Here is an 18,866-nt window from a genome sequence, read left to right as displayed (position 1 = left end):
ACCAGCGCCTTGAGCAGCTTCGCGACTGCCAGCGGCTGCAGGTCTTCGTTCGATTCGATCAGGATCGCGCGGTCCGCGCCGATCGCGAGCGCGGTGCGCAGCGTTTCCTGCGATTGCGCAACACCGGCCGATACGGCAACCACTTCGGTCACGACGCCCGCTTCCTTCAGACGCACCGCCTCTTCAACCGCGATCTCATCGAACGGGTTCATCGACATTTTCACGTTCGCAATATCGACGCCCGTACCGTCCGACTTCGCACGGACCTTCACGTTGTAGTCGACCACTCGCTTCACTGCTACAAGAACTCTCACGACACTCTCCTTCCCACACCGATAGGGCCGAGCCCTATCGATTTGAATGACACATTATGTCCGTTGATCGATCAGAACTGGTCTTCGCGCAGCGCCAGTGCGCCTTCGCCATTGCGAGCGCCGCGAATCGCCGCTTCGAGCGCGATTGCACGCGGCAGCACCTGCGTCGCGTAGGTATGCGCGGTCGCGATCTTCGCTTCATGGAAGGCCGGATCTTCGTCGCGTTTGTCGGCCGCGACCACGAGCGAGCGGGCGACTTGCCAACCCGCGAGCACGATGCCCGCGAGCATCAGATAAGACACACTGCCGGCGAACACCGCGTTCGGGTCGCTCTTGACGTTCTCGACCACGTAGCGCACCGCGCTGTGCAACGCGTCGCGGCCGGCGGACAGATGACGGTGCATCGCCTGAAAGGCCGCGCTCGAACCATATGAGTCGTGCGCTTGCAGCGCGGCCAGCGTCACGTCGATCTGCGCAAGCAGCATCACGGCCACTTCGCCGTTGTCGCGCATGGTCTTGCGGCCGACGAGGTCGTTGGCCTGGATCGCCGTCGTGCCTTCGTAGATCGGCAGAATGCGCGCGTCGCGGTAGTACTGCGCTGCGCCGGTTTCCTCGATGAAGCCCATGCCGCCATGCACCTGCACGCCGAGGCTCGTCACCTCCAGCGACATCTCCGTGCTCCAGCCCTTTACGATCGGCACCAGGTATTCGTAGATCGCCTGATGCGTCGCACGCGTCATTTCATCCGGATGACGATGCGCGAGATCGCAATGCGACGCCGACACGTAGGCCAGCGCGCGTGCGCCTTCGGTCAGCGCGCGCATCGTCGAGAGCATGCGCCGCACGTCCGGGTGCTGGATGATCGCGACCGACTGCTTCGCGGAGCCATCCACGGGACGGCTCTGCACGCGCTCCTTCGCATACGCGACGGCCTGCTGGTACGCGCGATCCGAGATCGCCACGCCCTGCACCCCGACCGCGAAGCGCGCGGCGTTCATCATGATGAACATGTACTCCAGGCCGCGGTTCTCCTCGCCGACGAGCTGCCCGATCGCGCCGCCGTGATCGCCGAATTGCAGCACCGCGGTCGGGCTCGCCTTGATGCCGAGCTTGTGTTCGATCGACACGCAGTGCACGTCGTTGCGCTCGCCGAGCGAACCGTCTTCGTTGACGAGAACCTTCGGCACGACGAACAGCGAAATGCCTTTCACGCCTTCGGGCGCGTTCGGCGTGCGTGCAAGGACGAGATGGACGATGTTCTGCGCCATGTCGTGCTCGCCCCACGTAATGAAGATCTTCGTGCCGAAGATCCGGTACGAGCCGTCGGCTTGCGGCTCGGCGCGGGTGCGCACGAGCGACAGATCGGAGCCGGCCTGCGGCTCGGTCAGATTCATCGTGCCGGTCCATTCGCCGGAGATCATTTTCGGCACGTAGCGTTGCTTCTGCTCTTCGCTACCGGCCGTCAGCAGCGCTTCGATCGCGCCGTCGGTCAGCAGCGGGCACAGCCCGAGCGACAGGTTGGCGGCGTTGAGCATTTCGATGCAGGGCGTCGACAGCAGCTTGGGCAGGTCCTGGCCGCCGTAGTCGGCCGGATGTTGCAAACCCTGCCACCCGCCTTCGGCGAACTGACGGAACGCATTCTTGAAACCGGGCGTCGCGGTGACCACCCCGTCCTTCCACGTGCTCGGGCTGCGGTCGCCGTCGAAGTTCAGCGGCGCGAGCACGCCTTCGTGCAGCCGCGCGGCCTCTTCGAGCACCGCGCGAGCGGTGTCGGCGGTCGCGTCCTCGCAGCCGGGCAAGCCCGCCAGCTGGTCGATTCCGGCCAGTTCCGTGAGTGCAAACAACATGTCTTTCAGGGGCGCGACGTAGCTCATTACCATTCTTCCGATCAGATAGTCCGTAGGGAAAGTCACCCGTCTGGCACCGATGCGGCCGGGGTAACGTATGGCTGAATCGTAGCGTCGGACAGCCCCTGCCCGGTTGTCAAAACCGGACGATCTATTGACATCTCTGGCCACGTCGGAGGGGTGGGCGCAACGTGAAAGCCGCGTCGGCGTAGGCTACCGACGCATTGATACGACGCGCTCAGCCGCCCCGGCGATAGGCCGCCGGGGTGCTGCCGGTCCAGTGACGGAACGCTCGGTGGAACGCGGTGGGGTCGCCGAAGCCGACGTCGCCCGCGATGATGGCGATGGGCTCGTGCGTGCCCGTCAGGCGTTGGATCGCGATGTCGCGGCGCAATTCGTCCTTGAGCACCTGGAACGCCGTGCCCTCGGCGGCAAGATGGCGGCACAGGGTTCTGACCGAACAGTGCAGGCCTTCCGCCGCCTGCTCGATGGACGGGACGTCGGGCAGCCGGGACGCGAGATGTTCCCGCACGCGATGACTGAACAGCTGCTCGTTGAACGAAACGAAGATCCAGTCTTCGGGGGCGCGCGCAAGAAACCTCCGCAGGTTCGCCTTGCGCTGGCGTATGGGCATGTCGAAATAGCTACTGCTGAACTGCATCGAGGTCTGATCGCAGTCGAACTTCGCCGGCCCGGGGAACAGATACAGATACTCGAGCGTGTGAGCGGGACGGGGAAAGGCGAACTGCACCTGCAACAACGCAATCCGCTGACCGATCAGCCAGGACGCGACCCCATGCGCGAGCTTCAGCATCAGCTCCTGACCCAGCACGCCGGGTTGCTCGCCCATGCTGCCCGGACGCACCGCCAGAGTCGCGACGAGCTCGCCGCGGCGCGACTCGAAGCGGAAGTCGTCGAACACCAGATGAAAGAACTGGCCGAACCGGTGCATCGCGGTTTCGAGATTCGGCGCATCCAGCAGGCTCAGACACAGAAACTTGAGCGCGCCGCTGCGCAGCGGGCGCGAGAAGATTCCGGGCATCTCGTCGTCGAGCTCGATCGCGAGCGAACGGTAGAGCGTCGAGAACTGTTCCTCGGTGACGCGCGCTCCAGGCTGGTCCAGCAGCGCGCGCGGAATGTTGGCGCCCGACAGATGCCGGTCGACGATATCCGGCCGCGTCCTGACGCTGCCAAGGAACCCGTTGACGAGCGAGATCGGTACGGTTGCGCCAGGAGCGTGCATGAAAGTGTTCCGCGAAGCGAAGACGCATCAGCATAGCGTCTCCCGCCGCTTCGAGGGAGTGCCACGTTTGGCTCCCCCCCAATTCAGGTGGCTTGCCGCCTGTTGTGCCTATTGCGCCGATGCGTGCGAGCGCAGATACGGCACGTAGCCGTTCTGGGTCTTCAGGATCTTGTCGGCGCACTCGTCATAGTCGTCGCCCTTCGCGCTGTCGGGCCCGTACATGCCGCGGCACTGCGCGAACAGCGACAGCGTCGCGCCGCCCGTGCTCTTGTTCGCGCGGGTCGCGGAGAAAGCGGCTTTGCCCGAATCGTCGGGCACGTCCGTCTCGATCGCGAGCGCGTCCGCGCGGATCACGTGAGTGTCGGAGTGCTGCTCGATATAGCGCTTCGTCGCCGCCCACGCGGCATCGCAATTCGCCGGCGAGCAATCGATCACCGCGTTGCGTTGCGCGGCGTGAAGGTTCGGTTCGCTATGAAGGATGTCCTGCTGGGCGCGCTGCGCGTCCTTTTCCGGGGACGAGCAGGCGGCGAGTGCACAGGCGACGAGTGCGAAGGCAGCGATCTTTTTCATGAGTAGACGTCGGAGGCCATGGTCGAGCGCGATTATATCCGCGTGACGGAAGCGATCGCGGATTCACGACCCGCATGCCGGGTTGGCAAGTTCGGTTGACGTGGCCGCCCCTAAGTATTCGCCACCAGCAATTCCTCCGCATTGCCCGGCGGACGCAGCCCATCCGTGCGGCCTGCGAAGTAGCGCTGCGTCAGATCGGCCGCGGACACGTGCCGCGCGTCGTCGAATCCGGCTTCACGCGTCATTTCGATCATCTGCTGCGGCATGAAGAAGCTGATGAACGGTGTCCCGCTCGCACGCGCGCCCTTCTCCGCCATTTCGAGCCCCGGGCGCACCTCCGGATCCGCCATCTGCAGCGGCAACAGGAACGTCATCGCGAACGTCGAGCCATGTGCGAGCCCGGCCACTTCGCGCAGCGTCGCCGCGTTCGCCTCCTTCGTCAGATACATGCTGACGCCGGTCGACACGACGACGGCCGGCCTGCTTTCGTCGAAACCTTCGGCGACGAGACGCTGCCGCCAGCTATCGCCCGCTTCGAAGTCGATCGGCACGAAACGCAGCCAGTCCGGCACGCCGAAACCCAGCTCGCCGAGCCGCTGACGCTTCCACGTTTGCGGCCCCGGCGGATCGACCTCGAACACGGTGAGCCGCGACGCGATGTCGGTCCGGCGTTGCGCGAAGCTGTCGAGACCGGCGCCCAGGATCACGTATTGATCCACCCCGCGCCCGGCCTGCTCGACGACCAGATCCTCGATGAAGCGTGCGCGCGCGACGATCGACGCGCGAAACGGCCGCGTGAAGCGCGGGTCCATGTCGCCGCGGCTGCGCCAGTCTTCGGCGGGGGCCAGCAACTGCAAGCCGATTTCGTCTTCGAGCACGTGCGGCGGCGCGTCTGCCTGCACATGCAGTGCTCGCCATAACGCGACGCGCGCGGCGGTGCTGTCGGGTGCGATGTGTGGTTGATCGCTCATGACTGTGCCGATCCGGTTCGCTGATTGCCGCTCGTTCACTTGAGAAACTGGAAATCACAACCCTCATCGGCTTGCAGAATTTCCTGTTCGTACAGCTTCGCATAACCGCGCTTCGCCGGCGCCCGCGTTTGCGGCGGCAACGCGGCGCGGCGTCGCTCCAGCTCTTCATCCGGCACGAGCAATTCCAGCGAGCGATTCGCGACGCTCAGGCGAATCCGATCGCCGTTGCGCACGAGCCCGAGCGGGCCGCCCGACGCCGAATCGGGCGTGATGTGCAACACGATCGTGCCGTACGCGGTACCGCTCATGCGCGCGTCCGACATCCGCACCATGTCCTTCACGCCGGCGCGCGCGAGCTTGGCCGGAATCGGCAGATAACCGGCTTCGGGCATCGCCGAATCGCTGGTGGGACCTGCGTTCTGCAACACCAGGAAATCGTCGGCGCTGACGTCGAGTTCATCGCTGTCGACGCGGTTCGCCAGGTCTTCGAGCGATTCGAACACGACCGCGCGCCCTTCCTTCTCGAACAGCTTCGGATCGGCCGCCGACCGCTTCAGGATCGCGCCGCGCGGCGCGAGGTTGCCGAACAGCGCGACCAGCCCGCCGTTTTCGCGCACCGGCTGCGCGTACGGCCGCACCACCGTGTGATCGACCCAGCTCACGTCGTGCAGCCGCTCGCCGAGCGTCTCGCCGGTCACCGTGCGGCAGTCGAGATGCAGCAGATGCTTGATCTCGCGCAGGATCGCCGGCACGCCGCCCGCCGCATACAGGTCTTCCATATAGTGATCGCCGGTCGGCTTCAGGTTGACGAGCACCGGCGTGCTGTCGCTCAGTTCGTTCAAGCGCCGCAGATCGACCTTCACGCCGACACGGCCCGCGATCGCGGTCAGATGGATCATCGCGTTCGTCGAGCCGCCGATCGCGAGCAGCACGCGCAGCGCGTTCTCGACCGACTGCGCGGTGATGATCTCGCTCGGCAGGATCGGCTTCGCGATCAGATCGAAGGCGACGCGTCCCGTTTCTTCCGCGATGCGCAAACGGTCCGCATCGACCGCGGGACACGCGGCGCTATTCGCGGGCATCATGCCGAGCGTTTCGGCGATGATCGCCATCGTGCTCGCGGTGCCCATCACCGCGCAGGTGCCCGCGGTCGACGCGAGCCGTCGTTCGACGATGCCGATGTCCTGCGCGTCGATTTCGGTCGCGCGGAATTTGGCCCAGAAGCGCCGGCAATCGGTGCAGGCGCCGAGCCGCTCGCCGCGATGCCGGCTCGTCGACATCGGCCCCGCGACCAGTTGCACCGCGGGCAGATTCGCGGATGCCGCGCCCATCAGCTGCGCGGGCACCGTCTTGTCGCAGCCGCCGAGCAGCACGACCGAATCCATCGGCTGCGCGCGCGTCATTTCCTCGACGTCCATCGACATCAGGTTGCGAAACTTCAGGCTCGTCGGGCTCAGGAACGTTTCGCCGAGCGAGATGGTCGGAAACTCGATCGGCAGGCCGCCGGCCGCCAGCACGCCGCGCTTGACCGCGTCGATCATCTCGGGGAAATGCCGGTGGCAATTGTTGAAGCCGCTCGCCGAATGCGCAATGCCGACGATCGGCCGGTCCAGCATCTCGCGGCTATAGCCCATCGAACTCGCGAAGGTGCGGCGCAGATACACGCTGAATTCGCGGTCGCCGTAGTTGGTCAGGCCTTTGGCGAAACCGACCGGCTTGTTGCTGCGTTGATCGCTCATGGTATGTGCTTGGCTGGGTTGATCTGCGAATGCCGCCTCGGCTCAATGGAAAAACGGCAGCGTGAGAAACAGTTTGATGACGATCGCGTTGACGATGTCCATGAAAAACGCGCCCGTCATCGGCACGATCAGGAACGCGATGTGGGAATGGCCGAAGCGGTTCGTGATCGCCTGCATGTTCGCGATCGCGGTCGGCGTGGCGCCCATCCCAAGTCCGCATTGTGCCGCGCACAACACGACCGCGTCGTAGTTGCGACCCATCACCCGGAACGTGATGAACACCGCGTAGAGCGCCATCAGCACGGTCTGCGCCGCGAGGATCGAGATGATCGGCACCGCGAGCGCGGCAAGCTCCCATAGGTCGAGCCGCATCAGCGCCATCGCGAGAAAGAGCGCGAGCGCGACGTTGCCGACGAGCGCGACTGCGTGCTGGTCGATCCGCACACGCGCGAGCGCGAGCACGTTGTTCAGGATCACGCCGATGAACAGCACACAGACGAAAGTCGGCAATTCGAATACGGTGTCCGCGATCCAGTCGGCAAACAGTTCGCCGCCCGCCAGGCAGATCGAGATCAGCGCGAGCGTCGTGATGATCGCGGCGGGTGTGGTGGCCTGCTGCGCCTTCGGCTCCTCGAAGACCAGCGTTTCTTCGTCGCGCCGCCCGACGCTCAGCAGTTCGTCGGCGCTGATGCGCCGCATCAGCAACCGTGCGATCGGACCGCCGAGCACGCCGCCTATCACGAGCCCGAACGTCGCGCAGCCGATCGCGATCTCGGCCGCCGATTCCAGCCCGTGCCGTTCGGTGAAGACCTGGCTCCACGCGGCGCCGGTGCCGTGCCCGCCCGACAACGTGACCGAGCCACCGAGAATGCCTAGCAGCGGATCGACGCCGAGCGCGAACGCGAGCACGATGCCGAGCACGTTCTGCAGAATCAGCAGCCCGCTGACCAGCGCGAGAAAACGGATCAACACCGGGCCGCCCGCCTTCAGACTCGACAGATGCGCATTCAGGCCGATCGTCGAAAAGAACGCGAGCATCAGCGGCGCCTGCATCGTCGAATCGAACCTGACCTGCACGTGGGTGGTGATGCGCACGATCAGCACGCAGATCGCGACGATGAGGCCGCCCGCCACCGGCGCCGGAATCGAATAGGTCCGCAGCACGCCGATCCATTGCACGAGCTTTTCGCCGAGCAGCAGCACGAGCGACGTAGCGACCAGCGTGGCATATACGCCGATAGTCATGATGGCCTCCGAGCGGGAGCGTGACGACGTTTTCTGTTTTCCCGGCGCGACGCGGCGGCGCATCATGGTGCGGTAAGGCCTGGTAATCATCCGGAGCGCGCGCGACCTGCGACATCTTAGCCAATCCGTCCAGGCAAAGTATGATTTTCCTTGACGCAGTGCAATCGGCGCACGGCGTCGCGCCACTGCCGCGCGACGAAGTCTGCTACGCTGCGCGCTTCACCACCTTCGCATGGAAACGGATGGAAACTCCTTTCAACGATCGCGGCGTGTCCGTCACGCGCAACGCCCTCTCGTCCGCGGGTCAGGTCTTCCCGCTGCGCGATATCGTCGACGTGCAGGTCGTCACCGTGCAGAAGAACAAGACCGTGCCGCTCGTGATCTCGGTGGCCGGGCTGATCGGCGCGATCGTCGGCGGTGTGCTGCATTCGGCGTCGGGACTCGTATGCGGGGCGATGCTGATCGTGGTCGGCTGGCTCACCTGGGTGACTCAGGACATCACGCATCGGCTGATGGTCAAGACGGCCGACGGCGAGCGCGAGGCGCTGATGAGCACGGATCGCGAGTTCGTCGAGCGCGTCGGCGAGGCCGTGCATCGAGCGAAGGCAGCGGCCGCGGCGGCTGCCGCGCCGAAGGCGTGAGGCCGCCGCCAGACGCGCAAAACATGACGAAGCCGTGCGCGACCGATCAGCACCAGCCTCGCACGGCTTTCCCTTTGCTTCGACAAACCAGGCAACTACATCGGCGTCGTCTCGCGCTCAGTCGAGGCTGACCGGATTCACGCGCCAGATATTGCGCGCATACTCGCCGATCGTGCGATCCGACGAGAACTGCCCCATGCCCGCGACGTTCTCGATCGCGCTTTCGGTCCACGCGTGCCGGTCGACGAAACGCGCATCCACTTCTTTCTGCGCCTTCGCGAACGCAGCGAAATCGGCGAGCACCATGTAGTGGTCGCCCCAGTCGACCAGCGTGTGAAAGATATCCGAAAAGCGTAGCGGATCGTCCGGCGAGAAGAAGCCCGAGCGAATCTGATCGAGCGCGGTGCGCAATGCTTCGTTCTCCTCGTAGATATGCCGCGGCCGATAACCGCTTGCGCGCAGGTCGTCGACCTCGTCGGCAGTGTGGCCGAAGATGAAGATGTTCTCGCGCCCCACCGCGTCGCAGATCTCGATGTTCGCGCCGTCCATCGTGCCGATCGTCAATGCGCCGTTGAGCGCGAGCTTCATGTTGCCGGTGCCCGACGCCTCGGTGCCGGCCATCGAGATCTGCTCCGACAGATCGGCCGCCGGAATGATCAGCTCGGCGACGCTGACGCCGTAGTTCGGTACGAACACGACCTTCAGGCGATCGCCGATCAGCGGATCGTGATTGACTTTCTCGCTGACGTCGCCGATCAGCTTGATGATCGTCTTGGCCATCCGGTAAGCGGACGCGGCCTTGCCCGCGAACAGCACGACGCGCGGCACCCAGTCGTGCCCGGGATTCGCGCGAATCTCGTTGTAGCGCACGATCACGTGCAACACGTTCAGCAACTGGCGCTTGTATTCGTGAATGCGCTTGACCTGCAGATCGAACAGCGCGTCCGGATCGAAGTGCAGCTTGGTGTGATGCGCGAGCCGGTGCACGAGCCGCAGCTTGCTCTGTCGTTTGGCCTCGCGGAACGCTTCGACGAACTCGTCGTCCTTGCGCAGATTGCGCAGTTGCTCCAGCTCGAACAGATTGCTGCGCCAATGCTTGCCGATGCGCGCATCGATCAGCGACGACATCGACGGACTCGCCTGCGCGAGCCAGCGGCGCGGCGTGATGCCGTTGGTGACGTTGGTGAAGCGGTCCGGATAGATGCGCGCGAAGTCGGAGAAGATGTCGCGCGTCATCAGTTGCGAGTGCAGCTTCGACACACCGTTCACCTTGTGACTCGCGACGATCGCCAGATACGCCATGCGCACGCGCCGCTGCCCGTATTCGTCGACGAGCGAAATGCGGCGGATCATCTCGGCGTCGTGGCCGGAGTGCTCGCTGACGTGCTTCAGAAACTGCGCGTTGATTTCGAAGATGATCTCGAGATGGCGCGGCAGCAGGCGCGCCAGCATTTCGACATCCCAGGTTTCGAGCGCCTCGGGCATCAGCGTGTGATTCGTGTACGAGAAGATCTGCGTCACGTGTTTCCACGCCTTGTCCCACGGCAGGTTATGCACGTCGACCAGCAGGCGCATCAGTTCGGGAATCGCGAGCACCGGATGCGTGTCGTTCAGATGCACCGCGACCTTCTCCGCGAAGCGTCCGAACGTGCTGTGCGTGCGCTGATAGCGGCGGATCAGATCCTGCATCGTCGCCGATACGAAGAAGTACTCCTGGCGCAGCCGCAACTCGCGGCCGGCGGGCGTCGAGTCGTCGGGATAGAGCAGCCGCGACACGTTTTCCGACATGTTCTTGGTGTCGACCGCGTTGCGGTAGTCGCCGCGATTGAACGCGCCGAGGTCGAGTTCCTCGGTCGCGCGCGCGGACCACAGCCGCAGCGTGTTGGTCGCGTCGGTCGCATAGCCGGGGATCACGGTGTCGTACGCGGTCGCGTTCACGTGCTCGGTGTCGATCCATTCGGTCTTCTCGCCGCGCTGCACGGTGCGTCCGCCGAAGTGCACCATGTACTTGATTTCGGGCCGCGGAAATTCCCATGGATTGCCGGCGCGCAGCCAGTAGTCGGGTGCCTCGACCTGCTCGCCGTTGACGATTTCCTGACGGAACATGCCGTACTCGTAACGGATGCCGTAGCCGAAGCCCGGAATGCCGAGCGTCGCCATCGAGTCGAGAAAGCACGCGGCGAGCCGACCGAGACCGCCGTTGCCGAGCGCGGCGTCGGGTTCGAGATCGATCAGCGCGTCCATGTCGACGCCGAGGCTCGCGAGCGCCTCCTTCATCTGATCGTGAATGCCGAGCGCGAGCAGCGCGTTCGTAAAGGTCCTGCCGATCAGAAACTCCATCGACAGGTAGTAGACCCGCTTCACGTCCTGCTCGTATTGCAGGCGCGTGGTCTTCATCCAGCGCGCGACGAGCCGGTCGCGCACCGCCAGCGCGGCCGCATGCAGCCAATCGTGCGGATGAGCGGTGATGGCGTCCTTGCCGACGCCGTACATCATGCGATTCGAGATTGAGCGCCGTAGCGCGTCGACGGTACTGTGGAGCTGGTCGAATTCCAGATCGACGGTCGTCATCGAAGCCTCCGGGAAGTTCGACATGGCAGACGCGAACCGCACTGGAGACGGACGGGAGGCGCGTGCCTGTCGGAACGGTTTAAAAAAACAGAGTAGGACATTTTAAGGTTCGCGCACACTGGCGCGCGAGCGGACGATGACGCATAGGGCGTGCCCGGCGAGTTCGCCCGGTGCCGCGCGATGGCGCCGCGGCGCGCGCCCGGATACGGTGCAAAGCCGCGTGGTTGCGGCACTCGGCGTGTGCATCGGCGGGCGTGACACGATTGAATGAGCGTGATTTGGGGAAGGCGCATGCTCGAAGCATTCGCTTGCCGCCCATCGATTATTTTTCCGATGCGTGACGGGCGGATGAAGCCCCGGATTGCTTCATCCTGTGATCGAATCGGACGGCTCGTTCTGCTGGACGGTTTTAGCGAATGCGTGATGGATTTGACGCGGGCGCGCGCTGAATCGGAGGTGCCGGGCGGGCTTGACAGTTAGTTGCGTTACCCAGAGTTCAAAGCGCCTCCCCGTCCGCGCCCTCCAACCGGACCCTGCCCGCCTCCCTGCACGATCTTGCCGTCTCTGCAACAATCGCAGCGTTGCGCCGCACCAGCCACCACGTTCAGTCGCCGTGGACCGGCAGCGCGCGCCTCACTCACCACGAAACCGCCGCCCGTGCGCCCGCCTCCTTTTTTGGAAGCGGCCGACTCCGGCATGCCCTACCCGACGAGCCACGCGTTGTCCGATAAGCTCAGCCCCGCCGTTGGCGTCCCCGCGCCGACCCTCCCCGCCGACGGCCCGATGTCGGCCGCCAACCGCCGCGCGATGACCGCGATCATGCTCGCCGTCGCGCTCGCCACGCTCGATACCGCGATCGCCAACACCGCGCTGCCCGCGATCGCCGCCGACCTGCACGCGGCGCCGGCCGCGTCGGTCTGGATCATCAACGCGTATCAGCTGGCGATGGTCGCGACGCTGCTGCCGCTCGCCGCGCTCGGCGATATCGTCGGGCATCGGCGCATCTATATCGGCGGCATCGCGCTGTTCACGCTGAGCTCGCTCGGCTGCGCGCTGGCGCCGACGCTGCCGCTGCTCACCGCCGCGCGCATCGTGCAGGGCCTCGGCGCCAGCGCGATCATGAGCGTCAACACCGCGCTGATCGGCTATCTGTACCCGCCGCATCGGCTCGGTCGCGGGCTCGGCACCAATGCGCTGATCGTCGGCGTGTCGTTCGCGGTCGGGCCGACGGTGGCGTCGCTGATTCTGTCGGTCGCGACGTGGCCGTGGCTGTTCGCGGTCAACGTGCCGCTCGGCTTGCTCGCGCTGAGCTTCGCGATGCCCGCGCTGCCGCATACCGCGCAGGGCCGGCATCAGCTCGATCCGGTGGCGGCGCTGCTCAATGTGGTCACGTTCGCCGCGCTGATCTTCGCGCTCGGCGAGGCGGCGCAGCGCGCATCGATGCAGATCGTGCTCGGCGCCGCGGCGATCGCGGTCGTGTTCGGGCTGCTGCTGATCCGCCGCGAGGCGGGCCACCCCGCGCCGATGCTGCCTGTCGATCTGTTCAAGCGGCCGGTGTTTGCGCTGTCGGCGGTGACGGCCGTCTGCTCGTTCGCGGCGCAAGGCCTCGCGTTCGTGTCGCTGCCGTTCTATTTCGAGGACGTGCTGCTGCGCAGCCAGGTCGAAACCGGCTTCCTGATGACGCCGTGGCCCGTCGTGGTCGCGCTCGCCGCGCCGCTAGCGGGCGGCCTGTCGGACCGCTATCCGCCGGGTCTGCTCGGCGCGATCGGGCTCGCGGTGCTGTCAGCGGGGATGGCCTCGCTGGCGATGCTGCCCGCCCATCCGCACGTGCTCGACATCGGCATCCGCATGGCGATCTGCGGCGCGGGCTTCGGCTTTTTCCAGTCGCCGAATCTGAAGGCACTGATGGCGAGCGCGCCGCCCGAGCGCAGAGGCGGCGCGAGCGGCATCGTCGCGACCGCGCGGCTGCTCGGCCAGGCGACCGGCGCGGCACTGGTCGCGCTGTGCTTCGGCATCGCCGGCCGCCAGCATGGACCGACGCTCGCGCTCGGCCTCGGCGGCTTCTTCGCCGGCGCGGCGAGCCTCGCGAGCGGCTTGCGGCTGCTCGCGCCGTCGCACCGTGCGGGCGTGCAGACGAAGGCGGCGGTCAAGTAAGAGATAGATGCGCCGGACGGCGCGTGAGGCGGGGATCAAGCGTGAATGAGGCGCGGCTGGGGAGAGCGCACGCGAGCTGAAGCCAATGCCGGAAGTCGAGACGGCAATCACGCGAGCCGTCTCGCTTACGACCAACGCAACGCGCTCAACGCGCCGCGAAATACCCCTTCACCGCGGCAATGAAGGTGTCGATATCGGCGCGCGACACGTCCTTGTGCGTGACGAAGCGCGACGCATACAGCATCTGCGTGAGGATGCCGCGCTCGTTGAGCCACGCCTCGAGCGGCGCGCAGTGCTGCTGCGGAAACTGCGCGAACACCATGTTCGTCGCGACCGACTGCACCTTCACCTGCTCGATCGTCTCCAGTCCCGCCGCCAGATGCGCGGCGTTCGCGTGATCGTCGGCGAGACGCTCGACGTTGTGATCGAGCGCGTACAGGCACGCCGCGGCGAGCACGCCAGCCTGGCGCATGCCGCCGCCGAGCACCTTGCGCCAGCGATGCGCGCCGTCGATCAGCGCGCGGCTACCGACCAGCACCGAGCCCACCGGCGCGCCCAGTCCCTTCGAAAAGCAGATCGACACCGAATCGAACGGCTCGGCGAGCGCGGCGACCGGCTTGCCCGAAGCGACCGCCGCGTTGAACACGCGCGCGCCGTCGAGGTGGGTTGCGAGACCGCGCTCACGCGCGAGCTGCGTCGCCTCGACGACGTACTGCGCGGGCAGCACCTTGCCGCCGATCGTGTTTTCCAGAGCAAGCAGCCGGGTGCGCGCGAAGTGGTTGTCGATCGGCTTGATCGCGGCGGCGATCTTCTCCAGCGGGATCGAACCGTCGGCGGCGTTTTCGAGCGGCTGGGGCTGGATGCTGCCGAGCACGGCTGCGCCGCCGCCCTCGTATTTGTAGGTGTGCGCGAGCTGGCCGACGATGTATTCGTCGCCGCGCGCGCAGTGCGCCATCAACGCGGCGAGGTTGCTTTGCGTGCCGCTCGGGAAGAACAGCCCCGCTTCCTTGCCGGTGCGCTCGGCCAGCGTGGCCTGCAGACGCAGTACGGTGGGGTCGTCGCCCCAGACGTCGTCGCCGACTTCGGCCGCCGACATCGCCGCGAGCATCGGCGGAGTCGGACGGGTAACGGTATCGCTGCGCAAATCGATCATTGTGTGTCCCTGTGCGTCCATGAATGACAGCCTACGGCAGCCGGTCGCGCGTGCAGTCCGGGAGGACCGCGCACGCGCCGGCAAACGAGCCATATAGTGTATTCAATTCAGACGGCACTGAAAATCGGCGGATCCCCGAGAGAGGCACCGATCCGGCCGCGATGAGCCGACCGACCTTCAGTCAACCGACGCAACGAGACGCTCAGCCGCCGGGCTTCGGCAGCCACTGAAGCGGATCGACGGGCTGGCCGTTCTGACGCACTTCGAACTGGATCGACGCGACGCCCCGGCTGTCGACCCCGACCTCGCCGATCGTCTGCCCTTGCGCGACCGCGTCGCCTTCCTTGACGAGCAACTGGCTGTTCTGACCGTAAGCGGTGATCAGCGAGTCGTTGTGCTTGATGATGATGAGCGGACCGTAGGCTTCGATGCCGGTGCCCGCGTAGACCACGCGGCCGGTCGCCGCCGCCTTGACCGGATCGCCGGGTTGCCCGCCGATCACGATGCCGTTCGATTTGCCCGGCGCAAACGCGCGCAGGATCGGCCCGCGCAACGGCCATTGCAGCACGCCCTGTTGCGGGCCGGCGACGGGGGCCGGCGCACCGGGCACGGCGCCCGGCGGCAGGTTCGCCGTCGCGCCGGGCGGGTTCGGCCCACCCGGCCCCACCGCAACCGGCGGGGTGACCACGTTGCCCGACGTCATCGGCGGCGACACGCGCAGCACCTGGCCGGGCGCGACCGCCGCATTGATCGGCAAACCGTTCCATGCCGCAAGTTCCTGCGGTTTGCGTCCATACGCCGAAGCGATGCCGGACAGCGTATCGCCCGGATTCACGCGATAGTAGCCGGCGGGCACCGGAACCGTCGCGAGGCTGGTCGTGCTCGACGGCGCGTTGCTGTAGAACGGCGTGCTTTCCCACGGCATCGTCGTGCAGCCGGCGATCGTCACGCCGAGCGCGGCCATCAAGAGGCGAATCCCCGTCGGTTGCCATTGTTGTGTCATCTGATGTTCCTCGACGTGTGTCTCAATGCGATTCAATCGACGCCGTAGCAATTGCCGTGCCGTCAAGTTTGCGTAGGGTCGCGGCCGTCTGCCGCCGTCTGAATATTATGCGCGACCGCCACGCGCGCGCCGTGCTGGCGCGCGCGGTCAAACTGCCGTGTTCTTCAGACGCTGCCCTGCGTTTCGACGACGAGCACGCGTGCCTCGCCGAGCGGATGCGCGACGTGCTCGGTGCCGACCGACGCGTAGAACACGTCGCCGGTTTCAAGCACCGTCGAACGTTCCTCGCCGCCTTCGCGATAGCGCATCTCGACGCGCCCATCGAGCACGGCGAACACCTCCTCGCCATCGTTCACGTGCCACTTGTACGGCTGGTCGGTCCAGTGCAGACGCGTGGTGATGCCGTTCATGTTCGCGATGTCGAGCGCGCCCCAGGCACGCGGCGCGGTAAAGCTTCTGCTGCGGATGATCTTCATGGTCGATGAGCGATTGGCAAGCGCGCAAACCCCGCGGGCAGCGTCGTCTGCCCACGGCGACGGCGCTTGCGCGGCTGGCCCTATTATAGGTTGCACGGCCCGCGCGACCGTTCGAACATGCCGCCGCGGCGGATTCGTCCAATCATTGCGGGCAATCGGTCATCGCCTATACTCAGTCAAGCCGCGCGAAGCAGCTCACGACAACGTCGGGATTCTGGGAGGAATCGAGGATGAACAAAGCCACCTTTCTGGCCGTGCAACTCAACGTCGACGATGTGGCGTCGTCTAAAGGCCTCGTCGAATTGCTGAACACGCATCTGATCTTCGCGGCCGACGTCGCCGAGGCCGCCGATGCGCTGGTGCAACTGGCGAGCATCGCGAGGCTGTCGAGCGGGGTCGAGGCGAGCGTCGAGCTGCCCGCGTTGGCGATCGAGCGGCTGCGCGAGGCGCTCGACAATCTGAGCGGCTACGACGAATCGTGGCTGCTCGCGCTGGAGCCGAGCCGCGCGCTGTTCGACGATATCGGCCGACGGCAGCGAACGCTGCATTGACCGATCCCGCCGCACCGCGGGACGCACACGACAAAACGCCATCCGATCAAACTGGATGGCGTTTTTTGTTGCCCGCCGCGTTCCGCGCAATTCCACGATGCGGCGTCTACTGCAGACTGCAACTACCTGCTACGAACTATCAACTACGCCTGCGCACTTCTACTGCAACCTTCTACATCGAACTTCAGCGCCATCCGTACCGGCGATTAGTTGCCGAAGTACACCGAGTTACGGTTGGCCTTCGCCGGCAGGACTGCGTGACCAGCTTGCGTGGTGCCAGCAGCCGGAGCGCCGTAGCCGCTGGTGTCCGCGGTGTTGGCCGCGACGGCCGTGCCGCGTTGCGCATCGACGCGTGCTTGCGCTGCCTGGATGCTGGCGGGGTAGTCCGAATCGTTGGTGTTCGGGTTGTAGCCGGCCTTTTCGAGTTGCACCAGTTCAGCGCGAACCTGAGCGCGCGTCACCGGCTGGCTCGCTTGAGCGAACGAAGCGGCCGGAACGACGAGGGCGGCGGCGATGGCAACTGCGGAAATCAGGGTCTTCATGATTAACCTCCAAATGACTTGTTGTGTGGTGCGCTTCGGGCTTTGCTGCTGTTCCCTCAGCGATTGAAAGCAAGTTTAGAGGTGCCATGATCTGGGGTAAACCCTTAAATACAAGAAACTCTATTGCTACGTTCGCAATAGTTGCTAAGCGTTCTTTAAGTTGGGTCTTAAGCCGCGTTATATCCAGTAACAATTGGATGTTTTATTACTGATCCAAACGGAAACGGCCCGGCGCGCCCTACCAGCATGGCGCGCCGGGCCGTCGTCCATTCAACCGCTCAGCCCCAATGCGCGTGGAAGCTGCCCGGCTTGTCGATGCGTTCGAACGTATGCGCGCCGAAGAAGTCGCGCTGCGCCTGCACGAGGTTTGCGGGCAGACGCTCCGAGCGATAGGCGTCGAAATAGGCGATCGCCGACGCGAACGCCGGCACCGGCACACCCGCGTTGACCGCCGCCACCACGACTTCGCGCAGCGCCGCCTGATAGTTCTTCGCGATGTCGCGAAAGTACGGATCGAGCAGCAGGTTCGCGAGCGCCTTGTCCTTCGAGTAGGCGTCGGTGATCTTCTGCAGGAAGCGTGCGCGGATGATGCAACCCGCGCGGAAGATCTTCGCGATCGTGCCGTAGTCGAGATCCCACTTGTACTCTTCCGACGCCGCGCGCAACTGCGCGAAGCCCTGCGCGTACGAGATCACCTTGCTGAAGTACAACGCGCGGCGCACCGATTCGATGAACGCGTCCTTCGCGCCTTCGAGCGGCTTGGCGGCCGGACCTTCGAGCACCTTGCTCGCGGCCACGCGCTGCGTCTTCAGCGACGACAGTACGCGCGCGAACACTGCCTCGGTGATCAGCGGCAGCGGCGCGCCGAGGTCGAGCGCGTTCTGGCTGGTCCACTTGCCGGTGCCCTTCTGCGCGGCACGGTCGAGAATCACGTCGACGAGATCCTTGCCGGTTTCGTCGTCCTTCTTGCCGAAGATCTTCGAGGTGATTTCAATCAGATAGCTGTCCAGTTCGCCCTTGTTCCACTCGGTGTAGACCTTGCCGAGTTCCTCGTTCGACAAGCCGACGACCTGCTTCAACACCGCGTAGCTTTCGGCGATCAGCTGCATGTCGCCGTACTCGATGCCGTTGTGCACCATCTTCACGAAGTGGCCCGCGCCGTCCGGTCCCATGTACGCGACGCAGGGTTCGCCGTCCGGCGCCTTCGCGGCGATCTCGGTGAGGATCGGCGCGACCAGGTCGTACGCGTCGCGCGGGCCGCCCGGCATGATCGACGGGCCTTTCAGCGCGCCTTCCTCGCCGCCCGACACGCCGGTGCCGATGAAGTGCAGACCCGCTTTCGCGAGTTCCTGGTTGCGGCGGATCGTGTCGGTGAACGGCGTGTTGCCGCCGTCGATCAGGATGTCGCCTTGTTCGAGCAGCGGCTTGAGCGAGGCAATGGTCGCGTCGGTCGGCTCGCCGGCCTTGACCATCATCAGAATGCGGCGTGGCTTTTCGAGCGAGTCGACGAACTCTTCCAGCGTGAATGCCGGCACCAGTTTGCGGTCCGGAAATTCGGCGATGAGTTCGTCGGTTTTCGTGCGGCTACGGTTGTAGACCGACACCGCGTGACCGCGGCTCTCGATGTTGAGCGCCAGATTGCGGCCCATGACCGCCAGCCCCACCACGCCGATTGCCTGTTTGCTCATTTGAATTCTCCAGAGTCCAAAAAATGTCGTGACGCCGCGCCATCGAAACGGCGGCGCGGCGTCGAGGGTGAAAGAATAAAAGAGGCTCTTTTGAAATTCAAATGGGTTATGCAGTATGCGGGTTGATCGAAGTGAAGTTGAGCTTGCCAGCGATCAGG

16 protein-coding genes and 1 pseudogene are annotated in these 18,866 nt (G+C 65.3%); 4 read left to right on the top strand and 13 right to left on the bottom strand.

Going from position 1 to position 18,866, the window contains the following annotated elements; translation table 11 throughout:
- The 7 genes and pseudogenes from EVC45_RS40420 to gltS all read right to left on the bottom strand — a co-directional run.
- Positions 1-314: pseudogene (locus EVC45_RS40420) on the bottom strand (electron transfer flavoprotein subunit beta/FixA family protein); the annotation flags it as partial.
- Between the two features lie 71 nt (positions 315-385).
- Positions 386-2,188 (bottom strand): acyl-CoA dehydrogenase, encoded by a 1,803-nt coding sequence (locus EVC45_RS40415; protein WP_129963711.1) that lies wholly within the window; start codon positions 2,186-2,188, stop codon positions 386-388.
- 211 nt (positions 2,189-2,399) lie between these two features.
- Positions 2,400-3,404 carry an AraC family transcriptional regulator gene (locus EVC45_RS40410; RefSeq protein ID WP_129963710.1) on the bottom strand — a complete coding sequence of 335 codons (1,005 nt, stop codon included), beginning with the start codon at positions 3,402-3,404 and terminating at the stop codon, positions 2,400-2,402.
- Between the two features lie 108 nt (positions 3,405-3,512).
- Positions 3,513-3,974 (bottom strand): hypothetical protein, encoded by a 462-nt coding sequence (locus tag EVC45_RS40405; protein ID WP_129963709.1) that lies wholly within the window; start codon positions 3,972-3,974, stop codon positions 3,513-3,515.
- A gap of 110 nt (positions 3,975-4,084) precedes the next feature.
- The gene (locus tag EVC45_RS40400; RefSeq protein ID WP_129963708.1) at positions 4,085-4,945 is read right to left on the bottom strand and encodes a class I SAM-dependent methyltransferase; all 861 of its coding nucleotides are present in this window, start codon (positions 4,943-4,945) and stop codon (positions 4,085-4,087) included.
- A gap of 35 nt (positions 4,946-4,980) precedes the next feature.
- Positions 4,981-6,684, bottom strand: a complete 1,704-nt coding sequence (locus tag EVC45_RS40395; protein ID WP_129963707.1) for a dihydroxy-acid dehydratase — start codon at positions 6,682-6,684, stop codon at positions 4,981-4,983.
- Between the two features lie 42 nt (positions 6,685-6,726).
- Complete coding sequence (gltS, locus tag EVC45_RS40390) at positions 6,727-7,929, bottom strand: sodium/glutamate symporter (RefSeq protein WP_129963706.1); 1,203 nt, start codon at positions 7,927-7,929, stop codon at positions 6,727-6,729.
- Positions 7,930-8,171: 242 nt separating this feature from the next.
- Between gltS and EVC45_RS40385 the strand changes: the two genes are divergently transcribed.
- Positions 8,172-8,570 carry a DUF6232 family protein gene (locus EVC45_RS40385; protein WP_129963712.1) on the top strand — a complete coding sequence of 133 codons (399 nt, stop codon included), beginning with the start codon at positions 8,172-8,174 and terminating at the stop codon, positions 8,568-8,570.
- Positions 8,571-8,687: 117 nt separating this feature from the next.
- On the opposite strand, the gene EVC45_RS40380 is transcribed toward EVC45_RS40385, so the two are convergent.
- The gene (locus tag EVC45_RS40380) at positions 8,688-11,141 is read right to left on the bottom strand and encodes a glycogen/starch/alpha-glucan phosphorylase (protein WP_129963705.1); all 2,454 of its coding nucleotides are present in this window, start codon (positions 11,139-11,141) and stop codon (positions 8,688-8,690) included.
- 291 nt (positions 11,142-11,432) lie between these two features.
- On the opposite strand from EVC45_RS40380, the gene EVC45_RS40375 reads away from it, so the two are divergent.
- Together EVC45_RS40375 and EVC45_RS40370 are read left to right on the top strand one after the other, a co-directional pair.
- On the top strand, positions 11,433-11,621 hold the full coding sequence (locus tag EVC45_RS40375) for a hypothetical protein (RefSeq protein ID WP_129963704.1): 189 nt from the start codon (positions 11,433-11,435) through the stop codon (positions 11,619-11,621).
- A 303-nt stretch (positions 11,622-11,924) separates the two neighbouring features.
- On the top strand, positions 11,925-13,295 hold the full coding sequence (locus EVC45_RS40370) for an MFS transporter (protein WP_211193558.1): 1,371 nt from the start codon (positions 11,925-11,927) through the stop codon (positions 13,293-13,295).
- A gap of 145 nt (positions 13,296-13,440) precedes the next feature.
- Here EVC45_RS40370 and ltaE read toward each other — a convergent pair whose 3' ends face one another.
- The 3 genes from ltaE to EVC45_RS40355 all read right to left on the bottom strand — a co-directional run bounded on the left by ltaE (position 13,441) and on the right by EVC45_RS40355 (position 15,927).
- Positions 13,441-14,448, bottom strand: a complete 1,008-nt coding sequence (ltaE, locus tag EVC45_RS40365; RefSeq protein ID WP_129963702.1) for a low-specificity L-threonine aldolase — start codon at positions 14,446-14,448, stop codon at positions 13,441-13,443.
- Positions 14,449-14,650: 202 nt separating this feature from the next.
- Positions 14,651-15,451, bottom strand: a complete 801-nt coding sequence (locus EVC45_RS40360; protein ID WP_129963701.1) for a peptidoglycan DD-metalloendopeptidase family protein — start codon at positions 15,449-15,451, stop codon at positions 14,651-14,653.
- A gap of 164 nt (positions 15,452-15,615) precedes the next feature.
- Positions 15,616-15,927 carry a cupin domain-containing protein gene (locus EVC45_RS40355; protein ID WP_129963700.1) on the bottom strand — a complete coding sequence of 104 codons (312 nt, stop codon included), beginning with the start codon at positions 15,925-15,927 and terminating at the stop codon, positions 15,616-15,618.
- 230 nt (positions 15,928-16,157) lie between these two features.
- Between EVC45_RS40355 and EVC45_RS40350 the strand changes: the two genes are divergently transcribed.
- Positions 16,158-16,478 carry a hypothetical protein gene (locus EVC45_RS40350; protein WP_129963699.1) on the top strand — a complete coding sequence of 107 codons (321 nt, stop codon included), beginning with the start codon at positions 16,158-16,160 and terminating at the stop codon, positions 16,476-16,478.
- A 206-nt stretch (positions 16,479-16,684) separates the two neighbouring features.
- Here the strand turns inward: EVC45_RS40350 and EVC45_RS40345 are convergent, their stop codons facing one another.
- Complete coding sequence (locus tag EVC45_RS40345) at positions 16,685-17,020, bottom strand: DUF4148 domain-containing protein (RefSeq protein ID WP_129963698.1); 336 nt, start codon at positions 17,018-17,020, stop codon at positions 16,685-16,687.
- A gap of 278 nt (positions 17,021-17,298) precedes the next feature.
- Entirely contained in the window at positions 17,299-18,708 is a 1,410-nt protein-coding gene (gndA, locus tag EVC45_RS40340) for an NADP-dependent phosphogluconate dehydrogenase (RefSeq protein ID WP_129963697.1), read from the bottom strand.
- Between the last annotated feature and the right edge of the window lie 158 nt (positions 18,709-18,866).

The sequence above is a fragment of the Paraburkholderia sp. UYCP14C genome (assembly GCF_004197395.1).
GTDB lineage: Bacteria > Pseudomonadota > Gammaproteobacteria > Burkholderiales > Burkholderiaceae > Paraburkholderia.
The sequence above is the reverse complement of the archived record's forward strand: the minus strand, read 5'-3'. Positions and strand labels throughout refer to the sequence as shown.